The sequence below is a fragment of the Tardiphaga alba genome, assembly GCF_018279705.1.
Lineage (GTDB): Bacteria > Pseudomonadota > Alphaproteobacteria > Rhizobiales > Xanthobacteraceae > Tardiphaga > Tardiphaga alba.
The window spans coordinates 3,731,147-3,752,359 of sequence record NZ_CP036498.1 but is presented as its reverse complement, the minus strand read 5'-3'; the positions used below and the strand labels follow the sequence as shown (position 1 = coordinate 3,752,359).

Below are 21,213 nucleotides of genomic sequence, written 5' to 3'. Positions count from 1 at the left end.
GGCGCGTATATCAACTGGCGCGTCGATTGGGAACAGGAGAGACATCATGGCCAAACGCGACGCAATCTTCCCTGCCGGCCGGCAGGCGCTTTACGAAATCAATAGCTATTCGGCGGCCATCCGCTCGGGAGACCTTCTCTTTGTCTCCGGACAGGTCGGCAGCCGCGAGGACGGCTCACCGGAGCCCGACTTCGCCAAACAGGTGCAACTGGCCTTCGACAACCTCGGCAACGTCCTGAAGGCGGCGGGGGCCTCGTTCGACGACATCGTCGATGTCACGACCTTCCACACCGACCCCAAGGTCCAGTTTGAGACGGTGAATGCTGTCCGTTCTAGGATCTTCCCGGAAAAGCCCTATCCGAACTGGACCGCCGTGGGCGTCAACTGGCTCGCGGGCTTCGATTTCGAGATCAAGGTCATCGCCCGCCTGCCTTAACGAACAGGTAATGGCCTGAACCGCGATTCTCCCGATTCTGACTGCGCGATGACTCGGGAATCGGGAGGAGGGGCAAGAATCGTCTGTTTCGAGGTCCACAAATCTCATCAAGCCTCCATCCAGCCGTCATCAAACTGCAGTTTTCGACTCTGCCCAGTGAGTAGTGGATGACCTTGAATCCATACGGATTCCGCGTGATTTTCGGGGGCTTGGCATGCTAGAAAATGCTGTGCCACAAGCGTATTTTGCACGCGGATAGGTGTTGACTTGCCTAACCCCTGCGGATACAACCCGGCCACTTAACGACAGGCGGTGAGCATCGCCAGTGTCGGTACGGATCACCCAAGTGGCTTTGCCACGCGGGCACCAACCTCGACCAAGACGCTCAAACGCTGCCGTTTAAATCTAGGCAATGCCAAACGACGTTTGATTTTACGGAAAAATCCGGGAAATCGAATTCAGTGCATGACCAAGGTAACGACTGACGGCGACAGCCCGATGTCACCATCGTGGTCCTCTGCGGCGTTAGCGCTATCCACTCAGCGATGAGTGGTTGGCGTTATTTCGTTTTGCGCGAAGAAATTCGTGTGCGGCGAGACCGGTGGGGCCGGAAGCTCCGAGCAATTTTTGCGAAGCCATGAGGTTTCGCGCGAATAAAGGGTGAAGGCTGACATGCCGACGATCAACCAGCTGATCGCAAATCCGCGGGTCATTCAGAAGGCGCGCAAGAAGGTGCCGGCTCTGCAGCAGTCGCCGCAGAAGCGTGGTGTTTGCACGCGCGTCTACACCACGACCCCGAAGAAGCCGAACTCGGCGCTTCGTAAGGTCGCCAAGGTGCGTCTGACCAATGGCTTCGAAGTCATCGGTTACATCCCGGGCGAAGGTCATAACCTGCAAGAGCATTCCGTGGTCATGATCCGCGGCGGCCGCGTCAAGGATTTGCCCGGCGTTCGTTACCACATCCTCCGCGGCGTGCTGGATACCCAGGGCGTCAAGAACCGTAAGCAGCGTCGTTCGAAGTACGGCGCGAAGCGTCCGAAGTAAGTCGGGGATTATCGATGTCTCGTCGCCATTCAGCTGAAAAGCGCGTTGTGAACCCGGATCCGAAGTTCGGGAACATCATCGTCACCAAGTTCATGAACTCGATCATGTATGACGGCAAGAAGTCTGCCGCCGAACAGATCGTCTACGGTGCCTTCGATCTGATCGAAGCCAAGACCAAGCAGGGCCCGCTGGCCGTGTTCGAGCAGGCGCTCGAAAACGTCATGCCGACCATCGAGGTCCGTTCGCGCCGCGTCGGTGGTGCAACGTATCAGGTGCCGGTCGAAGTGCGTAGCGTGCGTCGCCAGGCTCTCGGCATTCGCTGGCTGATCACTGCTGCCCGCGCCCGCAACGAAAAGACCATGACCGAGCGCCTCTCGGCTGAGCTTCTCGATGCATCGAACAGCCGTGGCAACGCCGTGAAGAAGCGCGAAGACGTGCACAAGATGGCCGAAGCCAACCGCGCATTCTCGCATTATCGCTGGTAACGGCGAAACTCCGGAATTTAAGGAACATCCCATGCCTCGCGTACATGCCATTGAGGACTACCGTAACTTCGGTATCATGGCGCATATCGATGCCGGTAAGACGACAACGACCGAGCGCATCCTTTTCTACACCGGCAAGAGCCATAAGATCGGCGAAGTGCACGAAGGTGCCGCGACGATGGATTGGATGACGCAGGAGCAGGAGCGTGGCATCACCATCACGTCCGCTGCCACCACGGCATTCTGGAATGGCAAGCGCCTGAACATCATCGACACCCCCGGCCACGTCGACTTCACCATTGAAGTCGAGCGTTCGCTGCGCGTGCTCGACGGCGCCGTGTGCGTTCTCGACTCCAACCAGGGCGTCGAGCCGCAGACCGAAACCGTCTGGCGCCAGGGCGACAAGTACAAGGTTCCGCGGATCGTTTTCGCGAACAAGATGGATAAGACCGGCGCTGACTTCTACAAGTGCCTGCAGGACATCATCGATCGTCTCGGTGCGAAGCCGGTTGCGATTCAGCTGCCGATCGGCGCTGAGAACAACTTCAAGGGCCTCGTCGATCTCGTCACCATGAAGGGCATCATCTGGAACGATGAATCCCTCGGTGCGAAGTATGACATCGTCGATATTCCGGCAGACATGGTCGAGAAGGCCAAGGAGTATCGCGAGAAGATGCTCGAAGCCGCCGTCGAACTCGACGACGACGCAATGGCCGCTTACCTCGACGGCAACGAGCCGGACGAAGCGACGCTCAAGCGTCTGCTCCGCAAGGCCGTGCTGACTGGCGCGTTCTATCCGGTGCTCTGTGGCTCGGCCTTCAAGAACAAGGGCGTGCAGCCGCTGCTCGACGCCGTTGTCGACTATCTGCCGTCGCCGGTTGATGTTCCTGCCATCAAGGGCACGGACGAAGACGGCAACGAGATCGTCCGCAAGGCCGACGACAAGGAGCCGCTGGCTCTGCTCGCATTCAAGATCATGGACGACCCGTTCGTCGGCACCATCACCTTCTGCCGCATCTATTCGGGCGTGCTGATGAGCGGTACCGGCGTCGTGAACTCGACCCGCGAGAAGAAAGAACGTATCGGCCGCATGCTGCTGATGCATGCGAACAACCGTGAAGACATCAAGGAAGCCTATGCCGGTGACATCGTCGCTCTGGCTGGCCTCAAGGAAGCCCGCACCGGTGACACGCTTTGCGATCCGGACCAGCAGGTCATCCTCGAGCGCATGGAATTCCCGGAGCCGGTGATCGAAATCGCAATCGAGCCGAAGTCGAAGGCCGACCAGGAAAAGCTGGGCGTGGCGTTGGCGAAGCTCGCTGCGGAAGATCCGTCGTTCCGCGTGTCGACCGACCACGAGTCTGGCCAGACCATCCTGAAGGGCATGGGCGAACTCCATCTCGACATCAAGGTCGACATCCTGAAGCGCACCTACAAGGTCGATGCCAACATCGGCGCTCCGCAGGTGGCGTTCCGTGAGAAGATCACGAAGCGCGCTGAAGTCGATTACACCCACAAGAAGCAGACCGGTGGTACCGGCCAGTTCGCCCGCGTGAAGTTCGTGGTCGAGCCGGGCGAGCCGGGTTCGGGCTTCGTGTTCGAGTCCAAGATCGTCGGCGGTGCTGTTCCGAAGGAATACATCCCGGGCGTTGAAAAGGGCCTGAACAGCGTCATGACCTCGGGCGTCGTCGCCGGCTTCCCGGTTGTCGACGTTCATGTCCAGCTGGTGGACGGCGCTTACCACGACGTCGACTCGTCGGCTCTCGCCTTCGAAATCGCCTCGCGTGCGGCTCTCCGTGACGCTCTGCAGAAGGGCAAGTCCGTTCTGCTCGAGCCGATCATGAAGGTCGAGTGCGTGACGCCGGAAGACTACACCGGTTCGGTCATCGGCGACTTGAACTCCCGCCGTGGCCAGATCCAGGGCCAGGACATGCGCGGCAATGCCAACGTCATCAACGCGATGGTGCCGCTCATGAACATGTTCGGTTACGTGAACACGCTGCGCTCGATGAGCCAGGGTCGTGCAACGTTCTCGATGTCATTCGATCACTACGCTGAAGCGCCGGCAAACGTGTCGGCCGAAGTCCAGAAGAAGTTTGCCTGATCGTCGTAGGCGCGAGCTTACGACCCAGAGGAGAGAATCATGGCCAAAGCAAAATTTGAACGTAACAAACCGCACTGCAATATCGGCACGATCGGTCACGTTGACCACGGCAAGACGTCGCTGACCGCCGCGATCACGAAGGTGCTGGCTGAGTCCGGCGGTGCGTCGTTCACCGCTTACGACCAGATCGACAAGGCGCCGGAAGAGAAGGCCCGCGGCATCACCATCTCGACTGCACACGTCGAATACGAGACCGCGAACCGCCACTACGCCCACGTCGACTGCCCCGGCCACGCCGACTATGTGAAGAACATGATCACCGGCGCAGCCCAGATGGACGGCGCGATCCTGGTCGTGTCGGCTGCCGACGGCCCGATGCCGCAGACCCGCGAGCACATCCTGCTCGCCCGTCAGGTCGGCGTGCCGGCGCTCGTCGTGTTCCTGAACAAGTGCGACATGGTCGATGATCCGGAACTGCTCGAGCTCGTGGAAATGGAAGTCCGCGAACTGCTCTCGAAGTACGACTTCCCGGGCGATGACATTCCGATCGTCAAGGGTTCGGCTCTGGCCGCTCTCGAGGACTCCTCGAAGGAGCTCGGCCACGACGCGATCCTGAAGCTGATGGAAAACGTCGACAGCTACATCCCGCAGCCGGAGCGTCCGGTTGACCAGCCGTTCCTGATGCCGGTCGAAGACGTGTTCTCGATCTCGGGTCGTGGTACGGTTGTGACCGGTCGCGTCGAGCGCGGCATCGTCAAGGTCGGCGAGGAAATCGAAATCGTCGGTATCCGCGCCACCCAGAAGACGATCTGCACCGGCGTTGAAATGTTCCGCAAGCTGCTCGACCAGGGCCAGGCCGGCGACAACATCGGCGCGCTGCTGCGCGGCACCAAGCGTGAAGACGTCGAGCGCGGCCAGGTGCTGTGCAAGCCGGGTTCGGTGAAGCCGCACACCAAGTTCAAGGCTGAGGCTTACATCCTCACCAAGGACGAAGGTGGCCGTCACACCCCGTTCTTCACCAACTACCGTCCGCAGTTCTACTTCCGCACCACCGATGTGACCGGTGTCGTGCATCTGCCGGAAGGCACCGAAATGGTGATGCCGGGCGACAACATCGCCATGGAAGTGCACCTGATCGTGCCGATCGCGATGGAAGAGAAGCTGCGCTTCGCCATCCGTGAAGGCGGCCGCACCGTCGGTGCAGGCGTCGTCGCTTCGATCATCGAGTAATAGCGAATAGCGAATAGGGGGTGGCGAATGGAGTTCATTCGCTACTCGCCACTCACCAATCGCATTCTAAGGAAGACACGGCAATGAACGGCCAGAATATCCGCATTCGACTCAAGGCGTTCGACCATCGCATCCTCGATGCGTCGACCCGCGAGATCGTGAGCACGGCGAAGCGCACGGGTGCACAGGTCCGCGGACCGATCCCGCTGCCCACGCGCATCGAGAAGTTCACGGTCAACCGTTCGCCGCACGTCGACAAGAAGAGCCGCGAGCAGTTCGAGATGCGCACCCACAAGCGTCTCCTCGACATCGTCGATCCGACCCCGCAGACCGTCGATGCTTTGATGAAGCTCGATCTGGCCGCCGGCGTCGACGTCGAAATCAAGCTCTAAGATTTATTAGTCCCGTCCGGTCAAACGGACAGAAAGAACAGGAAGCACGCCGATGCGCTCCGGAGTGATCGCACAGAAGGTCGGAATGACGCGGGTCTTTACAGAGGCCGGCGAACATATCCCCGTGACCGTTCTGAAGCTTGGCAATTGCCAGGTGCTGGGTCATCGCACCACCGAGAAGAACGGCTATGTCGCTCTGCAGCTCGGTTCGGGTTCGCGTAAGACCGTCTATATGCCCAAGGCCGAACGCGGACAGTTCGCGGTCGCCAATGTCGAACCGAAGCGCAAGGTCGCCGAGTTCCGCGTGTCGGAAGACGCGCTGCTCCCGGTTGGCGCCGAGATCCAGGCTGACCACTTCGTCGTCGGCCAGTTCGTCGACGTCACCGGCACCTCGGTCGGTAAGGGTTTCGCCGGCGGTATGAAGCGCTGGAACTTCGGTGGTCTTCGCGCCACGCACGGTGTGTCGGTTTCGCATCGTTCGATCGGTTCGACCGGTGGCCGCCAGGACCCAGGCAAGACCTTCAAGAACAAGAAGATGCCCGGTCACATGGGCGTTGATCGCATCACCACGCTGAACCTGCGTGTTGTGCAGCTCGATGTCGAGCGTGGCCTGATCCTCGTCGAAGGCGCCGTTCCCGGCTCCAAGGGCGGCTGGATCTCGGTCCGCGACGCCGTGAAGAAGGAACTGCCGAAGGACGCGCCGAAGCCCGGCAAGTTCAAGCTGGCAGGTGAGGGTGCTGTTGAAGCGCCGGCCGCTGAGCAGGAAGGAGCGTGAGATGAAACTGAACGTCACCACGCTTGAGGGCAAGGAAGCCGGTTCGGTCGAGCTGAACGAAGCCATTTTCGGCCTCGATGTTCGCACCGATCTGATCCAGCGCTGCGTCAACTGGCAGCTGGCCAAGCGCCAGGCCGGCACTCACAAGGCCAAGGGCCGTGCGGAAATCAACCGCACCGGCAAGAAAATGTACAAGCAGAAGGGCACCGGCGGTGCTCGTCACGGCTCGGCCCGCGTGCCGCAGTTCCGTGGCGGTGGCCGCGCCTTCGGTCCGGTCGTTCGCTCGCATGCGACCGATCTGCCGAAGAAGGTTCGTGCTCTCGCGCTGAAGCATGCTCTCTCGGCCAAGGCCAAGGACGGCTCGCTGATCGTGATCGAGAATGCGACCCTCGAGGCAGCCAAGACCAAGGCTCTTCTCGGTCACTTCTCGGGTCTCGGCCTGACCAATGCGCTGATCATCGATGGCGCCGAGGTTCATGTCGGTTTCGCTCAGGCGGCCCGTAACATTCCGAACATCGACGTGCTCCCGATCCAGGGCATCAACGTCTATGACATTCTGCGTCGTCAGAAGCTGGTTCTGACCAAGGCGGCGCTTGATGCGTTGGAGGCGCGCTTCAAATGAAGAATATCGATCCGCGCCATTACGACGTGATCGTGGCCCCGGTGATCACCGAAAAGGCGACCACCGCGTCCGAGTTCAACAAGGTCGTGTTCAAGGTCGACGGCAAGGCTACCAAGCCGCAGATCAAAGAGGCCGTCGAAAAGCTGTTCGACGTCAAGGTGAAGAGCGTGAACACGCTGGTGCGCAAGGGCAAGACCAAAGCCTTCCGCGGCACTTTCGGTTCGCAGTCTGATGTCAAGCGTGCGGTTGTCACCCTCGAAGAGGGCCACCGCATCGACGTCACGACCGGTCTATAAGGGCGACGAGCAATGGCACTTAAGACATTCAATCCCACGACGCCCGGCCAGCGCCAGCTGGTCATGGTCGATCGTTCGGCGCTGTACAAGGGCAAGCCGGTCAAGACTCTGACCGAAGGCAAGCACTCGGCTGGCGGTCGTAACAACACCGGTCGTATCACCGTTCGCTTCCGCGGCGGTGGTCACAAGAAGTCCTACCGTCTCGTCGACTTCAAGCGCACCAAGTTTGATGTCCCGGCGAAGGTGGAGCGTCTCGAATACGATCCGAACCGCACCGCGTTCATCGCGCTGATCAAGTATGAGGACGGCGAGCTGTCCTACATCCTGGCTCCGCAGCGTCTGGCCGTCGGCGACACCGTGATCGCCGGCAACTATGTCGACGTGAAGCCGGGCAATGTCATGCCGCTGGGCAACATGCCGATCGGCACGATCGTGCATAACGTCGAGATGAAGATCGGCAAGGGCGGTCAGATCGCCCGTTCGGCTGGCACCTATGCCCAGCTGGTCGGCCGTGACCATGACTACGTGATCATCCGTCTGAACTCGGGCGAACAGCGCCTGGTTCACGGTCGTTGCACCGCCACCATCGGCGCTGTGTCGAACCCGGATCACATGAACACCTCGATCGGCAAGGCCGGTCGTACCCGCTGGCTCGGCTGGCGCCCGCATAACCGCGGCGTCGTCATGAACCCGATCGACCATCCGCATGGTGGTGGTGAAGGTCGTACCTCGGGTGGTCGTCACCCGGTTACGCCCTGGGGCAAGCCGACCAAGGGCAAGAAGACCCGTTCGAACAAGTCGACAGACAAGTTCATTCTCATCAGCCGCCACAAGCGGAAGAAGTAAGGATCGCCGGACATGGTTCGTTCAGTCTGGAAAGGCCCGTTCGTTGAGGGTTCTCTGCTCAAGAAGGCAGATACCGCTCGTTCGTCTGGCCGTCATGAAGTGATCAAGATCTGGAGCCGTCGCTCGACGATCCTGCCGCAGTTCGTCGGACTGACCTTCGGCGTCTACAATGGTCAGAAGCACGTTCCTGTCGCTGTCAGCGAGGAAATGGTGGGTCACAAGTTCGGCGAGTTCTCGCCGACTCGTACCTTCCATGGCCACGCCGGCGACAAGAAGTCCAAGAAGTAAGGCGCACAGCTATGAGCAAACCAAAGCGCGAACGGGCCCTCCCGGATAACGAAGCCAAGGCAATCGCCCGCATGCTGCGCGTCAGCCCGCAGAAGTTGAACTTGGTGGCGCAGATGATCCGTGGTCGAAAGGCCTCGGCCGCACTTGCTGATCTGCAATTTTCGCGCAAGCGGATCGCAGTTGATGTAAAGAAGTGCCTCGAATCGGCGATTGCAAACGCCGAGAACAATCATGACCTCGATGTTGACGCTCTGATCGTCTCCGAGGCTCATGTTGGCAAGGGCATTGTTATGAAGCGTTTCTCACCGCGCGGCCGTGGTCGCTCGGGTCGTATCTTTAAGCCTTTCGCTCAGCTGACGATCGTCGTTCGTCAGGTCGAAGCTGAAGCAGCGTAAGGGCAGGAGAGTAAGATGGGTCAAAAGATCAATCCAATCGGTCTGCGCCTCGGCATCAACCGTACCTGGGATTCGCGCTGGTATGCCGGCAAGAACGAGTACGGCAAGCTGCTGCACGAAGACATCAAGATCCGTGAGATCCTGCACAAGGAGCTCAAGCAGGCTGCTGTCGCCAAGATCATCATCGAGCGCCCGCACAAGAAGTGCCGCGTCACGATCCAGTCGGCTCGTCCGGGTGTCGTGATCGGCAAGAAGGGCGCTGACATCGACAAGCTTCGCAAGAAGGTTGCCGACATCACCTCGTCGGACGTCGTGATCAACATCGTCGAAATCCGCAAGCCGGAACTCGACGCGACCCTGGTTGCAGAGTCGATCGCGCAGCAGCTGGAGCGCCGCGTTGCGTTCCGCCGTGCCATGAAGCGCGCCGTTCAGTCGGCGATGCGTCTCGGCGCCGAGGGCATCCGTATCAACTGCTCGGGTCGTCTGGGCGGTGCAGAAATCGCACGTATGGAATGGTATCGCGAAGGTCGCGTGCCGTTGCACACGCTGCGCGCCGACATCGATTACGGTGTGGGTACCGCGTTCACGACCTTTGGCACCTGCGGCGTCAAGGTCTGGATCTTCAAGGGTGAGATCCTCGAGCACGATCCGATGGCCCAGGACAAGCGTATGGCTGAAGGCGACAATTCGCGCCCGCGCCGCGACGCTGCCTGAGCGTACAAATTTAGGGATTGAGGCGTTACAGCCATGATGCAACCAAAGAAGACCAAGTTCCGCAAGGCGCACAAAGGCCGTATCCACGGCGTTGCGTCGTCTGGCGCGACACTGGCTTACGGCCAGTTCGGCCTGAAGGCGATGGCCCCTGAGCGGATCACCGCCCGTCAGATCGAAGCTGCTCGTCGTGCACTGACCCGTCACATGAAGCGCGCCGGTCGCGTTTGGATCCGGATTTTCCCGGATCTGCCGGTGTCGAAGAAGCCTGCCGAAGTCCGCATGGGCTCCGGCAAGGGTTCGCCGGAATTGTGGGTGGCGCGCGTGAAGCCGGGCAAGCTGATTTTCGAGATCGACGGCGTGACGCCGCAGATCGCGAAGGAAGCAATGACCCTTGCCGCCGCCAAGCTGCCGATCAAGACGCGCTTCGTGTCGCGTATTGCCGAGTAAGGATTGAGCCATGGCTGAAATGAAGACCAGCGATATCCGCGCGATGAGCCAGGACCAGATGGACGACGCCGTCCTCAACCTGAAGAAAGAGCGCTTCAACCTGCGTTTCCAGCGCGCCACCGGGCAGCTGGAAAATACCTCGCGCCTGCGTGAAGCTCGGCGCGACATCGCACGTATCAAGACCATCGCCGCGCAGAAGCGCGACGGCAAGTCGAAGTAAGGGGCCGCACATGCCGAAACGTACTCTGCAGGGCGTGGTCGTCAGCGACAAGCAGGCGAAGACCATCGTGGTCCGCGTTGACCGTCGCTTTACCCACCCGATCTACAAGAAGACCATTCGCCGCTCGAAGAACTATCACGCGCACGACGAGAACAACCAGTTCAAGCCGGGCGACACCGTGTGGATCGAAGAGAGCAAGCCGATCTCGAAGCTGAAGCGCTGGACCGTGGTCCGGGGCGAACAGAAAACTACCGCTTAATCCGCGCTTAGCGCATAATCAGAGGACGAGGTGCATCAATGATTCAGATGCAGACCAACCTCGACGTGGCCGATAATTCTGGCGCACGCCGTGTCATGTGCATCAAGGTGATTGGGGGATCCAAGCGCCGTTATGCATCCGTTGGCGACGTTATTGTCGTTTCGATCAAGGAAGCCATCCCGCGCGGGAAGGTGAAGAAGGGCGACGTCATGAAGGCCGTCGTGGTGCGTGTCCGCAAGGACATCCGCCGTCCGGACGGATCCGTCATCCGCTTCGATCGCAACGCCGCCGTGCTGATCAACAATCAGTCCGAGCCGGTCGGTACCCGTATTTTCGGGCCCGTGCCGCGTGAACTGCGTGCCAAGAACCACATGAAGATCATTTCGCTCGCGCCGGAGGTGCTGTAATGGCTGCCAAGATCCGCAAGGGTGACAAGGTCATCGTCCTGACCGGCCGCGACAAGGGTCGCACCGGTGAGGTGTTCGAAGTGCGTCCGACAGAAGGCAAGGCGCTGGTGCGCGGTGTCAACATGGTCAAGCGTCACCAGAAGCAGTCGCAGAGCCAGGAAGGCGGCATCATCTCGAAAGAGGCGCCGATCCAGCTGTCGAACATCGCCATCGTCGGTGCTGACGGCAAGCCGACTCGCGTCGGTTTCAAGATTCAGGCAGACGGCACCAAGGTGCGTGTCGCCAAGCGTTCGGGAGCTGAGATCTAATGTCCGAGACCGCTTACACTCCGCGCCTGCGCGCGCAGTATGACGAAAGCATTCGTGCCAAGCTGATCGAACAGTTCGGCTACGAGAACGTCATGCAGGTTCCGCAGCTGACCAAGGTCGTCCTGAACATGGGCGTTGGCGAAGCCGTCAACGACCGCAAGAAGGCCGAAACCGCTGCTGCTGACCTCTCGCTGATCGCCGGCCAGAAGGCCGTCGTGACCTATTCGCGCGTTGCCATCGCGACCTTCAAGCTGCGTGAAAACCAGCCGATTGGCGCCAAGGTGACCCTGCGCAAGACCAAGATGTACGAGTTCATCGATCGCCTGGTGAACGTCGCACTGCCGCGCGTCCGCGACTTCCGCGGCCTCAACGGCAAGAGCTTCGACGGCCGCGGCAACTACTCGCTCGGCCTCAAGGAGCACATCATTTTCCCGGAAATCGATTTCGATAAAGCCGGGGATTCGCCGCTGGGCATGGACATCACGGTGTGCACGACCGCACGCACGGATGACGAAGCCCGCGCTTTGTTGACCGCTTTCAATTTCCCGTTCCGGCAGTGAGCAGCTTCCGAGCTGTTCAAACGCGGTAACCCAGGAGCCAAGCATGGCAAAGAAGAGTTCAATCGAAAAGAACAACCGTCGGAAGAAGATGTCCGCGAACGCGGCGCCGAAGCGCGCCCGTCTCAAGGCCATCATCGCCGACAAGGACAAGCCGATGGAAGAGCGGTTCGCCGCCACCCTGAAGCTGGCCGAGATGCCCCGTAACTCGTCGGCGGTTCGTATCCAGAACCGTTGTGAAGTGACCGGTCGTCCGCACTCGGTTTATCGTCTCAATAAGCTCAGCCGTATCGCGCTGCGTGAACTCGGGTCGAATGGCCTGGTTCCCGGCCTGGTCAAGTCGAGCTGGTAAGGGGAGGGTCGCACATGTCTACGCACGATCCGATCAGCGATCTCATCACCCGCATCCGCAACGCGCAGATGCGCACGAAATCCAAGGTTTCGACCCCGGGCTCCAAGATGCGCGCCAACGTGCTCGAAGTTCTCAAGAGCGAAGGTTACATCCGTGACTTCGCCTCGATCGAGCATGCCAATGGCCGCTCCGAGCTTGAGATCGAACTCAAGTATTTCGATGGCGAGCCGGTCATCCGCGAGATCTCTCGCGTGTCGAAGCCTGGCCGCCGCGTTTATGTCTCGGTGAAGAACCTGCCGCGCGTCCGCAATGGCCTCGGTATCTCGGTTCTGTCGACGCCGAAGGGAATTATGGCTGACCACGCCGCGCGCGACGCGAATGTGGGCGGCGAAGTTCTCTTCACGGTGTTCTGAGGAAGGATAGTTCATGTCCCGTGTAGGCAAGAAGCCCGTCGCGATCGCCTCTGGCGTCACCGCGAATGTCGAAGGGCAGACCGTCAAGATGAAGGGCCCGAAGGGCGCTCTTCAGTTCGTCGTTCACGACGACGTCTCGGTCGAATTGAAGGACGGCAAGATCACCGTCGCTCCGCGTGCGGAAACCAAGCGCGCGCGTTCGCTGTACGGTACCGCCCGCGCGCAGATCAACAATCTGCTCGAAGGCGTCACCAAGGGCTTCGAGAAGAAGCTCGAAATCACCGGCGTCGGTTACCGCGCCGCGCTGCAGGGCAAGAACCTGCAGCTCGCGCTCGGCTACAGCCACGACGTCGTGTACACGATCCCGGAAGGCATCACGATCACCGTGCCGAAGCCGACCGAGATCAACGTCGCTGGCATCGACTCGCAGCGCGTCGGTCAGGTTGCGGCTGAGATCCGCAGCTATCGTCCGCCGGAGCCCTATAAGGGCAAGGGCGTTCGTTATTCCGACGAATTTATCTTCCGCAAGGAAGGCAAGAAGAAGTAACGGAGCGGGTCATGTCGAAACTCAAGATTACGAATGCCCGGCGCAAGCAGCGCGTTCGTCTGGCCATTCGCCGCAATGCCAATGGTCGTCCGCGTCTCTCGGTGTTCCGTTCGTCGAAGCACATCTACGCGCAGGTCATCGACGACCTGAAGGGCGAGACGCTCGCTTCGGCCTCGTCGCTGGAGAAGGGTCTCCGCGATGGTGGCAAGACCGGTGCGGACGTCGATGCGGCGCAGGCCGTCGGCAAGCTCCTCGCCGAGCGCGCCGTCAAAAATGGCGTCAAGGAAGTGATCTTCGATCGTGGTCAGTACCTGTACCACGGTCGCGTCAAAGCGCTGGCTGATGCCGCTCGCGAAGGCGGGCTGAGCTTCTAAGCCTTTGGCATTCATCGAATTGAACGGACACAGAAGCGAAAGCTTCGCAAAGATTGGAAAACACCATGGCAGGTGAACGCGAACGCGGCGGACGCGACCGGGGCCCCCGGGAAGAGCGTGATAGCGAATTCGTCGATAAGCTCGTCCACATCAACCGTGTGGCGAAGGTCGTTAAGGGCGGTAAGCGTTTCGGCTTCGCCGCGCTGGTCGTCATCGGCGATCAGAAGGGGCGGGTTGGTTTCGGTCACGGTAAGGCCCGTGAAGTTCCGGAAGCGATCCGCAAGGCAACCGACAGCGCCAAGCGCAACCTGACGCGCGTCGCTCTGCGCGAAGGCCGCACGCTGCATCACGATATCGCTGGCCGCCACGGTGCGGGCCGCGTCTATCTGCGTGCAGCGCCGGCCGGTACTGGCATCATCGCTGGTGGCCCGATGCGCGCCGTGTTCGAAACGCTCGGCATCCAGGACGTTGTCGCCAAGTCGGTCGGCTCGTCGAATCCGTACAACATGGTTCGCGCCACTTTCGACGCGCTGAAGCATCAGGATTCGCCGCGTTCGGTCGCCGCTCGTCGTAACCTCAAGGTTTCCACCCTGCAGTCGCGCCGCGTTGGCTCGGATGCGGAAGTGGTCGCCGAGTAAGCCTGACTTTCGGAGTAATCACGATGGCCAAGGCCGCAAAGACCCTCAAGGTGGAGCAGATCGCCAGCGCGATCCGCCGTCACCACTCGCAGCGCTCGACCCTGGTCGGCCTGAAGCTCAACAAGATCGGCCGCGTGACCGAACTTCAGGACACTCCTGAAGTTCGCGGCATGATCGCCAAGGTGCAGCACCTCGTCCGCGTGGTCGAGGACTAAGGACTTTCACGTCGTCTCGAGCTGGCCACACGGTGCCGCGAGGATGACACTGCTTTTGACGGCAAAACGGCCATTTGGCCGCTCCGGAAGGGCAGGACGAAACAGGAAACAGAACGATGAAGCTCAGCGATATCGCCGATAACGCCGGCTCCCGTAAGAAGCGTATGCGCATCGGCCGCGGCATTGGCTCTGGCAAGGGCAAGACCGGCGGCCGTGGCGGCAAGGGCCAGACCGCACGTTCGGGCGTGCGCATCAAGGGCTTCGAAGGCGGTCAGATGCCGTTGCATCGCCGTCTGCCGAAGCGCGGCTTCAACAACATCTTTCGTCTCGACTTCGCCGAGATCAACCTGGACCGTCTCCAGGATGCGATCGACAGCAAGAAGCTCGACGCGTCGAAGGGCACGATCACCGCAGCTTCGCTCGTCGAAGCCGGCGTGATCCGCCGCGCCAAGGACGGCGTGCGTGTGCTCGGCCGTGGCGAGATCAAGGCGAAGATCCAGCTCGAAGTCGCCGGTGCTTCCAAGGCTGCCGTCGAGGCGATCGAGAAGGCCGGCGGCAAGGTGACCATCCTTGCGCCCGCCAAGAAGGAAGACGGCGAAGCCGCCTGATGACCTGCGCGCCGCCTGCGACCGCAGGCGGCCTTGCGCGGTGTTCGGGTAGATTTTATCTCCGCTGGATTCTATCAATACCGAGCACAAAGTAACGTCCGGCCTCACCGGGTGTCTCGATCACGCAGACACCTCGGTTCAGGAGGTTCGGGAGAAAGTCCGACATGGCTTCCGCAGCAGAGCAACTCGCCTCCAATCTCAACTTTGCCGCGCTCGGCAAGGCCGAAGAACTGAAGAAGCGCATCTGGTTCACCCTGGGTGCGCTGCTTGTTTATCGGCTCGGCACCTATATTCCGCTGCCCGGCATCGATCCGTCGGCTTGGGAGCAGGTGTTCCGCCAGCAGGCCGGCGGCATCCTCGGCATGTTCAACATGTTCGCGGGCGGCGGCATCAATCGCATGGCGATTTTTGCGCTGAACATCATGCCGTATATCTCGGCATCTATCATCATCCAGCTTCTGACCACCGTGTCGCCGCAGCTCGAAGCCCTCAAGAAAGAGGGTGAGGCCGGCCGCAAGACGCTGAACCAGTATACCCGCTACCTGACCGTCATCCTGGCTGCTTTTCAGTCCTACGCCATTGCGGCGGGCCTGCAGAGCGCCGGCAATGTGGTCAGCGAGCCCGGCATGTTCTTCCTGATCTCGGCGTCGGTGACGCTGACCGGCGGCACCATGTTCCTGATGTGGCTGGGTGAGCAGATCACCTCGCGCGGCATCGGCAACGGCATTTCGCTGATCATTCTGGCGGGCATCGTGGCCGAGCTTCCGGCGGCGATCGCCAACATGCTCGAACTCGGCCGTCAGGGCGCCCTGTCGACGGGCCTGATCCTGGTCGTGATCGTGATGGCCGTCGTGGTCATCGCCTTCATCGTGTTCGTCGAGCGCGCCCAGCGTCGCCTGCTGATCCAGTATCCGAAGCGCCAGGTCGGCAACAAGATGTTCGAGGGCCAGTCCTCGCATCTGCCGCTGAAGCTGAATACGTCGGGCGTGATCCCGCCGATCTTCGCATCGTCGCTGTTGCTGCTGCCGGCGACCATTGCGAGCTTCAATGCAGGGAAGGGGCCCGAGTGGTTCCAGATGCTGACGACCCAGCTTAGCCATGGTCGTCCGCTGTTCCTGGTTCTCTATGTGTCGCTGATCGTGTTCTTCGCGTTCTTCTATACGGCGATCGTGTTCAACCCGACCGAGACCGCCGACAATCTGAAGAAGCATGGCGGCTTCATTCCGGGCATCCGTCCGGGCGAGCGGACAGCCGAATATATCGACTACGTGCTGTCGCGTATCACAGTGGTCGGCGCCGCTTATCTCGCAGTGGTCTGCTTGATCCCGGAAATCATGATCTCCTATGCGGCGGTCCCATTCTATTTCGGCGGCACCTCGCTGCTGATCGTGGTCAGCGTGACCATGGATACGGTCGCTCAGGTGCAGGGCCACCTGCTGGCGCACCAGTATGAAGGTTTGATCCGCAAGTCGAAGCTGAAGGGCCGGCGTAAATGAGACTGATTCTTCTCGGGCCGCCGGGGGCGGGCAAGGGAACACAGGCACAGCGTCTCGTGGCGCGCCACGGGATCGTGCAGCTCTCCACGGGCGACATGCTCCGTGCAGCAGTGGCTGCCGAGACCGAGATCGGTCTCAAAGCGAAGGACATCATGGCCGCTGGCGGTCTGGTGCCCGACGAGGTGGTGATCGGAATCATTTCGGATCGCATCGAGCAGGCGGATGCCGCCAATGGCTTCATCCTCGACGGCTTCCCGCGCACCGTGCCGCAGGCCGAAGCGCTGGACGTGCTCTTGAAGTCCAAGGGTCTCAATCTCGACGCCGCTGTCGAACTGCGCGTCAATGAGAGCGCGCTGCTCGAGCGCGTGGAAACCCGTGTCGCCGAGATGATGGCGCGCGGCGAAGCCGTGCGTGCAGACGATACGCCGGAAGTGCTGTCGAAGCGCCTGGCTGCCTATCGTGCCTCCACCGAGCCGCTGATCGATTACTATTCTGAGAAGCGCAAGCTCGTGACCATCAATGGCATGATGTCCATCGATGAAGTGACGCTGGAAATTGACCGCGTGCTTGCCGCGATTCGCGAAGACAGTGGTTCGGCCAAGCCCTCTCGTAGGGCTGCCAAGAAGGCGCCGGCCAAGAAGTCGGCCGCGCCGAAGAAGGCCGCGAAGGCCAAATCGGCGAAGGCTCCAGCCAAGAAGGCTGCGAAGGCGCCGGCGAAGAAGGCCAAGACCGCTAAAAAGACCGCCAAGAAGGTGGTCAAGAAAGCTGCCAAAAAGGCCGTGAAGGCGCCGAAGAAGGCCGCGAAAGCGGGTTCCAAAGTGGCCAAAAAGGCCAAAACCACGAAATCCACCAAGAAAGTCGTCAAAAAGGCGGCCAAAACGGTGAAAAAGGCGGTCAAGAAGGCCGCCAAGTCGGTGCGAAAGCTCGCGAAAAAGCGAGCCAAGCGCTAAGCGCGGGCGGTTGACGTATCTGCGTTGTGTCTCTAAATACGGCCCTCATCCAGTCGGAAGATTCCAGACGATGCCGGGCCCCACTGAGTTGAGGGACGGGCGTCGTATTCGCGTTTTGTGAATGCCCGCCCGACAAATTGAAGATAATGCCAGTTCATGATCGGCTGGTGACAGGAGAGAAGTTGTGGCCCGTATCGCCGGTGTAAACATCCCGACCAACAAGCGCGTCCTGATCGCGCTGCAGTACATTCATGGCATCGGCCAGAAGAACGCTGCCGACATCATCGAGAAGGTGAAGATCACCCCGGAGCGCCGCGTCAATCAGCTGAGCGACGCCGAAGTGCTCCAGATCCGCGAAGTCATCGACCGCGACTATCTGGTCGAGGGCGATCTCCGTCGTGAGACGGGCATGAACATCAAGCGTCTGATGGACCTCGGCTGCTATCGTGGCCTGCGTCATCGTCGCGGTCTGCCGGTTCGTGGCCAGCGCACGCATACCAATGCGCGCACCCGCAAGGGTCCGGCCAAGGCCATCGCAGGCAAGAAGAAGTAATTTAGCTGCTTAAGGCGGGCAGGGAGTGGCGAGCATTCGCTACTCCCTGTTCGTCGTTTGCATTTTTTCGGTGTAGCCGCTGGCAATACGGCGGCGTTGATATCTCTAGAAAGGTCTACAATGGCAAAGGAAGCCGGCCGCGTCCGTCGTCGCGAACGCAAAAACATCGCTTCGGGCGTCGCTCACGTGAACTCGTCGTTCAACAACACCACCATCACCATCACCGACGCGCAGGGCAACACGATTGCCTGGTCCTCGGCTGGCACGATGGGCTTCAAGGGCTCGCGCAAGTCGACCCCGTATGCTGCGCAGGTCGCTGCTGAAGACGCGTCCAAGAAGGCGCAGGAACACGGCATGCGCACCCTCGAAGTCGAGGTTGGCGGTCCGGGTTCGGGTCGTGAATCGGCGCTCCGCGCGCTGCAGGCCGCCGGCTTCACCGTCACCTCGATCCGCGACGTGACCTCGGTGCCGCATAACGGCTGCCGCCCGCGCAAGCGCCGTCGCGTTTAATCGCTATCTATTTGGATTGCGGGTGGCTCAGCCGCCCGCAATTGCGTTCGACGTAGTTTTACGCGGACTTTCTCCGCGATCTCCAAGCCAGAGATTTCGATGGCCATGGGTGACACAGTGACGATCCAGAAAAATTGGCAAGAGCTTATCCGCCCCAACAAGCTGCAGGTAACCCCTGGCAGCGATCCCTCGCGTTTCGCGACCCTCGTCGCTGAGCCGCTCGAGCGTGGTTTCGGTCAGACCCTCGGCAACGCGCTGCGCCGTATCCTTTTGTCGTCGCTGCAGGGCGCTGCCGTTCAGGCCGTCCACATCGATGGCGTTCTGCACGAGTTCTCCTCGATCGCCGGCGTGCGTGAAGACGTCACCGACATCGTGCTGAACGTGAAGGACATCGCGATCAAGATGCAGGGCGAAGGCCCGAAGCGCATGGTCGTGAAGAAGCAGGGCCCGGGCGCCGTCACCGCTGGTGACATCCAGACCGTGGGCGACGTTGTCGTCCTCAATCCCGACCTGCAGCTCTGCACCCTCGACGATGGCGCTGAAATCCGCATGGAATTCACCGTGTCGGGTGGCAAGGGCTATGTCGCTGCCGAGCACAACCGTCCGGAAGATGCGCCGATCGGCCTGATCCCGGTCGATAGCCTGTATTCGCCGGTTCGCAAGGTCAGCTACAAGGTCGAGAACACCCGTGAGGGCCAGATCCTCGACTACGACAAGCTTACCATGACCATCGAGACCAACGGCGCGCTGACGCCCGAGGACGCGGTTGCCTATTCGGCCCGCATCCTGCAGGACCAGCTCAATGTGTTCGTGAACTTCGAAGAGCCCCGCAAGGAAGTCGCTCAGGAAGTCATCCCGGATCTCGCTTTCAACCCGGCCTTCCTCAAGAAGGTCGACGAGCTCGAGCTCTCTGTGCGTTCGGCAAACTGCCTGAAGAACGACAACATCGTTTACATCGGCGACCTCGTTCAGAAGTCGGAAGCGGAAATGCTCCGTACCCCGAACTTCGGCCGCAAGTCGCTGAACGAAATCAAGGAAGTGCTGGCCCAGATGGGTCTGCATCTCGGCATGGAAGTGCCCGGTTGGCCGCCGGAGAATATCGACGAGCTGGCCAAGCGCTTCGAAGACCACTACTGAGCAACTTTCGAACAAGGCCGGTAACCCGGCCTTGTTCTGGGCGAACGCAGGCGGCCCACCTGCAACATGATGTCCCGACGAACCGTCGCGGCAATTGAATAGAGGACTACTCCCATGCGTCACGGCAAGGTTCATCGCAAACTCAACCGCACCGCCGAGCACCGCAAGGCGATGTTCGCCAATATGTGCGCGTCGCTGATCAAGCACGAGCAGATCGTCACCACGCTGCCGAAGGCCAAGGAGCTCCGCCCGATCGTCGAGAAGCTCGTCACCCTCGGCAAGAAGGGTGGCCTCGACAAGCGCCGCCAGGCCATCAGCGAGATGAAGGACCTGGATCAGGTTCGCAAGCTGTTCGACGTGCTGGCCAAGCGCTATGCTGATCGTCAGGGCGGCTACACCCGCATCATCAAAGCCGGCTTCCGCTACGGCGACAACGCTCCGATGGCCGTGATCGAATTCGTCGATCGCGACGAAGACGCCAAGGGCAAGGATTCGGGCCCGGTGCAGGGCGCTGAAGCCGACGCGGCATAAGCTGCAAAGCATTTGAGTTCTGAAAGCGGCGCCTTCGGGCGCCGTTTTTGTTTGTGCTCGTTCGTAGCCCGGGTGGAGCGCAGCGTAACCCGGGGACAGCAGAGATTGTTGAAACGCAGCCCCCAGATTGCGCTGCGCTTCATCTGGGCTACGCGGCAGTGCTTCACCGCCGCGTGAGGGTTATTGCGCCTCCACATCCCAGTTCCAATATCAGCTCCATTCCTTACCCATGGAGCGTCCAATGAAGATCGATCTGACTGGCAAGACTGCACTCGTCACGGGCTCCACTGCCGGCATCGGCCTCGCGATCGCCAAAGGTCTTGCGGGCACCGGCGCCGAGGTCATCGTCAACGGCCGCAACCAGGCGAAGGTGGATGCCGCCATCGCTGCGATCGGCAAGGCGATCCCGGGCGCCAAGGTGACAGGCGTCGCGGCGGACGTCTCGACGGCAGATGGCTGCAAGGCATTGGTCGCTGCACTGCCGGATGTCGATATCCTGATCAACAATGCCGGCATCTTCGAGCCTAAGGGCTTTTTCGATATTCCGGATGAAGACTGGACGCGTTTTTTTGACGTCAATGTCATGTCCGGCGTCCGGCTGTCGCGCGCTTACATGCAGGGCATGTTGAAGCGCAACTGGGGCCGCATCGTCTTCATCTCGTCGGAGTCGGGCCTCAACATTCCGAGCGAGATGATCCATTACGGCATGTCGAAGACCGCGCAGCTCGCGATCTCACGCGGCCTCGCCGAACTCACAAAGGGCACCGCCGTGACCGTCAACTCGGTGCTGCCGGGGCCGACCATGTCGGAAGGCGTCGAGACCTTTGTGAAGGATCTGGCCAAGCAGAATGGCCAGTCGCTGGATGAGGCTGCATCAAACTTCGTCAAACAGCACCGCTCAACGTCGCTGATCCAGCGCTTCGCCAGCGTCGATGAGATCGCAAACATGGTGGTGTTCGTTTCGTCGAAAGAAGCGTCGGTCACGAACGGCGCCGCGCTCCGTGCAGAAGGCGGAATCGTGCAGACGATCGCCTGATCTATCAGCGCGCTTTCTAAAGGCGTGC

General features: G+C 60.7%; 33 protein-coding genes. All 33 read left to right on the top strand.

Features of this window, described 5'->3' with window-relative positions; all coding sequences use genetic code 11:
- Positions 1-46: 46 nt before the first annotated feature.
- Positions 47-436, top strand: a complete 390-nt coding sequence (locus tag RPMA_RS17825) for a RidA family protein (RefSeq protein WP_211909035.1) — start codon at positions 47-49, stop codon at positions 434-436.
- Between the two features lie 672 nt (positions 437-1,108).
- Complete coding sequence (gene rpsL / locus RPMA_RS17820; RefSeq protein ID WP_211909034.1) at positions 1,109-1,480, top strand: 30S ribosomal protein S12; 372 nt, start codon at positions 1,109-1,111, stop codon at positions 1,478-1,480.
- Between the two features lie 14 nt (positions 1,481-1,494).
- Complete coding sequence (rpsG, locus tag RPMA_RS17815) at positions 1,495-1,965, top strand: 30S ribosomal protein S7 (RefSeq protein WP_211909033.1); 471 nt, start codon at positions 1,495-1,497, stop codon at positions 1,963-1,965.
- 31 nt (positions 1,966-1,996) lie between these two features.
- The gene (gene fusA, locus RPMA_RS17810) at positions 1,997-4,069 is read left to right on the top strand and encodes an elongation factor G (RefSeq protein ID WP_211909032.1); all 2,073 of its coding nucleotides are present in this window, start codon (positions 1,997-1,999) and stop codon (positions 4,067-4,069) included.
- Between the two features lie 39 nt (positions 4,070-4,108).
- The gene (gene tuf, locus RPMA_RS17805; RefSeq protein WP_211909031.1) at positions 4,109-5,299 is read left to right on the top strand and encodes an elongation factor Tu; all 1,191 of its coding nucleotides are present in this window, start codon (positions 4,109-4,111) and stop codon (positions 5,297-5,299) included.
- 83 nt (positions 5,300-5,382) lie between these two features.
- A complete protein-coding gene (gene rpsJ, locus RPMA_RS17800) occupies positions 5,383-5,691 on the top strand; it encodes a 30S ribosomal protein S10 (RefSeq protein ID WP_013166261.1) in 309 nt (102 codons plus the stop codon).
- A gap of 52 nt (positions 5,692-5,743) precedes the next feature.
- Positions 5,744-6,466: a 50S ribosomal protein L3 gene (gene rplC / locus RPMA_RS17795; protein WP_211909030.1), complete on the top strand. Its 723-nt coding sequence runs from the start codon at positions 5,744-5,746 to the stop codon at positions 6,464-6,466.
- A 1-nt stretch (position 6,467) separates the two neighbouring features.
- Positions 6,468-7,088, top strand: coding sequence for a 50S ribosomal protein L4 (rplD, locus tag RPMA_RS17790; RefSeq protein ID WP_211909029.1), 621 nt, complete (start codon positions 6,468-6,470; stop codon positions 7,086-7,088).
- The gene (locus tag RPMA_RS17785; protein WP_211909028.1) at positions 7,085-7,384 is read left to right on the top strand and encodes a 50S ribosomal protein L23; all 300 of its coding nucleotides are present in this window, start codon (positions 7,085-7,087) and stop codon (positions 7,382-7,384) included. Before rplD ends, RPMA_RS17785 begins: the two co-directional genes overlap by 4 nt.
- A 12-nt stretch (positions 7,385-7,396) precedes the next feature.
- On the top strand, positions 7,397-8,230 hold the full coding sequence (gene rplB, locus RPMA_RS17780) for a 50S ribosomal protein L2 (RefSeq protein WP_211909027.1): 834 nt from the start codon (positions 7,397-7,399) through the stop codon (positions 8,228-8,230).
- Positions 8,231-8,242: 12 nt separating this feature from the next.
- Positions 8,243-8,518, top strand: coding sequence for a 30S ribosomal protein S19 (rpsS, locus tag RPMA_RS17775; RefSeq protein ID WP_211909026.1), 276 nt, complete (start codon positions 8,243-8,245; stop codon positions 8,516-8,518).
- A gap of 11 nt (positions 8,519-8,529) precedes the next feature.
- Entirely contained in the window at positions 8,530-8,913 is a 384-nt protein-coding gene (gene rplV, locus RPMA_RS17770; protein WP_211909025.1) for a 50S ribosomal protein L22, read from the top strand.
- Between the two features lie 15 nt (positions 8,914-8,928).
- Entirely contained in the window at positions 8,929-9,627 is a 699-nt protein-coding gene (gene rpsC / locus RPMA_RS17765; protein WP_211909024.1) for a 30S ribosomal protein S3, read from the top strand.
- Between the two features lie 33 nt (positions 9,628-9,660).
- On the top strand, positions 9,661-10,074 hold the full coding sequence (gene rplP, locus RPMA_RS17760) for a 50S ribosomal protein L16 (protein WP_211909023.1): 414 nt from the start codon (positions 9,661-9,663) through the stop codon (positions 10,072-10,074).
- Between the two features lie 10 nt (positions 10,075-10,084).
- Positions 10,085-10,294 carry a 50S ribosomal protein L29 gene (rpmC, locus tag RPMA_RS17755; RefSeq protein WP_211909022.1) on the top strand — a complete coding sequence of 70 codons (210 nt, stop codon included), beginning with the start codon at positions 10,085-10,087 and terminating at the stop codon, positions 10,292-10,294.
- Between the two features lie 10 nt (positions 10,295-10,304).
- A complete protein-coding gene (gene rpsQ / locus RPMA_RS17750) occupies positions 10,305-10,553 on the top strand; it encodes a 30S ribosomal protein S17 (protein ID WP_211909021.1) in 249 nt (82 codons plus the stop codon).
- Between the two features lie 38 nt (positions 10,554-10,591).
- A complete protein-coding gene (gene rplN / locus RPMA_RS17745; protein ID WP_211909020.1) occupies positions 10,592-10,960 on the top strand; it encodes a 50S ribosomal protein L14 in 369 nt (122 codons plus the stop codon).
- Positions 10,960-11,268 carry a 50S ribosomal protein L24 gene (gene rplX, locus RPMA_RS17740; protein ID WP_211909019.1) on the top strand — a complete coding sequence of 103 codons (309 nt, stop codon included), beginning with the start codon at positions 10,960-10,962 and terminating at the stop codon, positions 11,266-11,268. Before rplN ends, rplX begins: the two co-directional genes overlap by 1 nt.
- On the top strand, positions 11,268-11,828 hold the full coding sequence (gene rplE / locus RPMA_RS17735; RefSeq protein WP_211909018.1) for a 50S ribosomal protein L5: 561 nt from the start codon (positions 11,268-11,270) through the stop codon (positions 11,826-11,828). The genes rplX and rplE overlap by 1 nt, the downstream gene beginning before the upstream one ends.
- Before the next feature lie 43 nt (positions 11,829-11,871).
- On the top strand, positions 11,872-12,177 hold the full coding sequence (gene rpsN, locus RPMA_RS17730; RefSeq protein ID WP_211909017.1) for a 30S ribosomal protein S14: 306 nt from the start codon (positions 11,872-11,874) through the stop codon (positions 12,175-12,177).
- Between the two features lie 14 nt (positions 12,178-12,191).
- Positions 12,192-12,590: a 30S ribosomal protein S8 gene (gene rpsH / locus RPMA_RS17725; RefSeq protein WP_211909016.1), complete on the top strand. Its 399-nt coding sequence runs from the start codon at positions 12,192-12,194 to the stop codon at positions 12,588-12,590.
- 13 nt (positions 12,591-12,603) lie between these two features.
- The gene (gene rplF / locus RPMA_RS17720) at positions 12,604-13,137 is read left to right on the top strand and encodes a 50S ribosomal protein L6 (RefSeq protein ID WP_211909015.1); all 534 of its coding nucleotides are present in this window, start codon (positions 12,604-12,606) and stop codon (positions 13,135-13,137) included.
- Between the two features lie 11 nt (positions 13,138-13,148).
- Entirely contained in the window at positions 13,149-13,511 is a 363-nt protein-coding gene (rplR, locus tag RPMA_RS17715) for a 50S ribosomal protein L18 (protein WP_211909014.1), read from the top strand.
- Positions 13,512-13,576: 65 nt separating this feature from the next.
- On the top strand, positions 13,577-14,149 hold the full coding sequence (rpsE, locus tag RPMA_RS17710) for a 30S ribosomal protein S5 (RefSeq protein ID WP_211909013.1): 573 nt from the start codon (positions 13,577-13,579) through the stop codon (positions 14,147-14,149).
- Between the two features lie 23 nt (positions 14,150-14,172).
- On the top strand, positions 14,173-14,364 hold the full coding sequence (rpmD, locus tag RPMA_RS17705) for a 50S ribosomal protein L30 (protein ID WP_211909012.1): 192 nt from the start codon (positions 14,173-14,175) through the stop codon (positions 14,362-14,364).
- Between the two features lie 116 nt (positions 14,365-14,480).
- Complete coding sequence (gene rplO / locus RPMA_RS17700) at positions 14,481-14,972, top strand: 50S ribosomal protein L15 (RefSeq protein WP_211909011.1); 492 nt, start codon at positions 14,481-14,483, stop codon at positions 14,970-14,972.
- A 164-nt stretch (positions 14,973-15,136) separates the two neighbouring features.
- Positions 15,137-16,468, top strand: a complete 1,332-nt coding sequence (gene secY, locus RPMA_RS17695; RefSeq protein ID WP_211909010.1) for a preprotein translocase subunit SecY — start codon at positions 15,137-15,139, stop codon at positions 16,466-16,468.
- Positions 16,465-17,418, top strand: a complete 954-nt coding sequence (locus RPMA_RS17690; protein WP_211909009.1) for an adenylate kinase — start codon at positions 16,465-16,467, stop codon at positions 17,416-17,418. Before secY ends, RPMA_RS17690 begins: the two co-directional genes overlap by 4 nt.
- 184 nt (positions 17,419-17,602) lie before the next feature.
- Entirely contained in the window at positions 17,603-17,971 is a 369-nt protein-coding gene (gene rpsM, locus RPMA_RS17685) for a 30S ribosomal protein S13 (RefSeq protein ID WP_211909008.1), read from the top strand.
- Between the two features lie 120 nt (positions 17,972-18,091).
- A complete protein-coding gene (rpsK, locus tag RPMA_RS17680) occupies positions 18,092-18,481 on the top strand; it encodes a 30S ribosomal protein S11 (RefSeq protein ID WP_211909007.1) in 390 nt (129 codons plus the stop codon).
- Positions 18,482-18,586: 105 nt separating this feature from the next.
- On the top strand, positions 18,587-19,618 hold the full coding sequence (locus RPMA_RS17675) for a DNA-directed RNA polymerase subunit alpha (protein ID WP_211913719.1): 1,032 nt from the start codon (positions 18,587-18,589) through the stop codon (positions 19,616-19,618).
- A 114-nt stretch (positions 19,619-19,732) separates the two neighbouring features.
- Positions 19,733-20,149 carry a 50S ribosomal protein L17 gene (rplQ, locus tag RPMA_RS17670; protein ID WP_211909006.1) on the top strand — a complete coding sequence of 139 codons (417 nt, stop codon included), beginning with the start codon at positions 19,733-19,735 and terminating at the stop codon, positions 20,147-20,149.
- Positions 20,150-20,390: 241 nt separating this feature from the next.
- Positions 20,391-21,185: an SDR family NAD(P)-dependent oxidoreductase gene (locus RPMA_RS17665; RefSeq protein ID WP_211909005.1), complete on the top strand. Its 795-nt coding sequence runs from the start codon at positions 20,391-20,393 to the stop codon at positions 21,183-21,185.
- Positions 21,186-21,213: the final 28 nt, after the last annotated feature.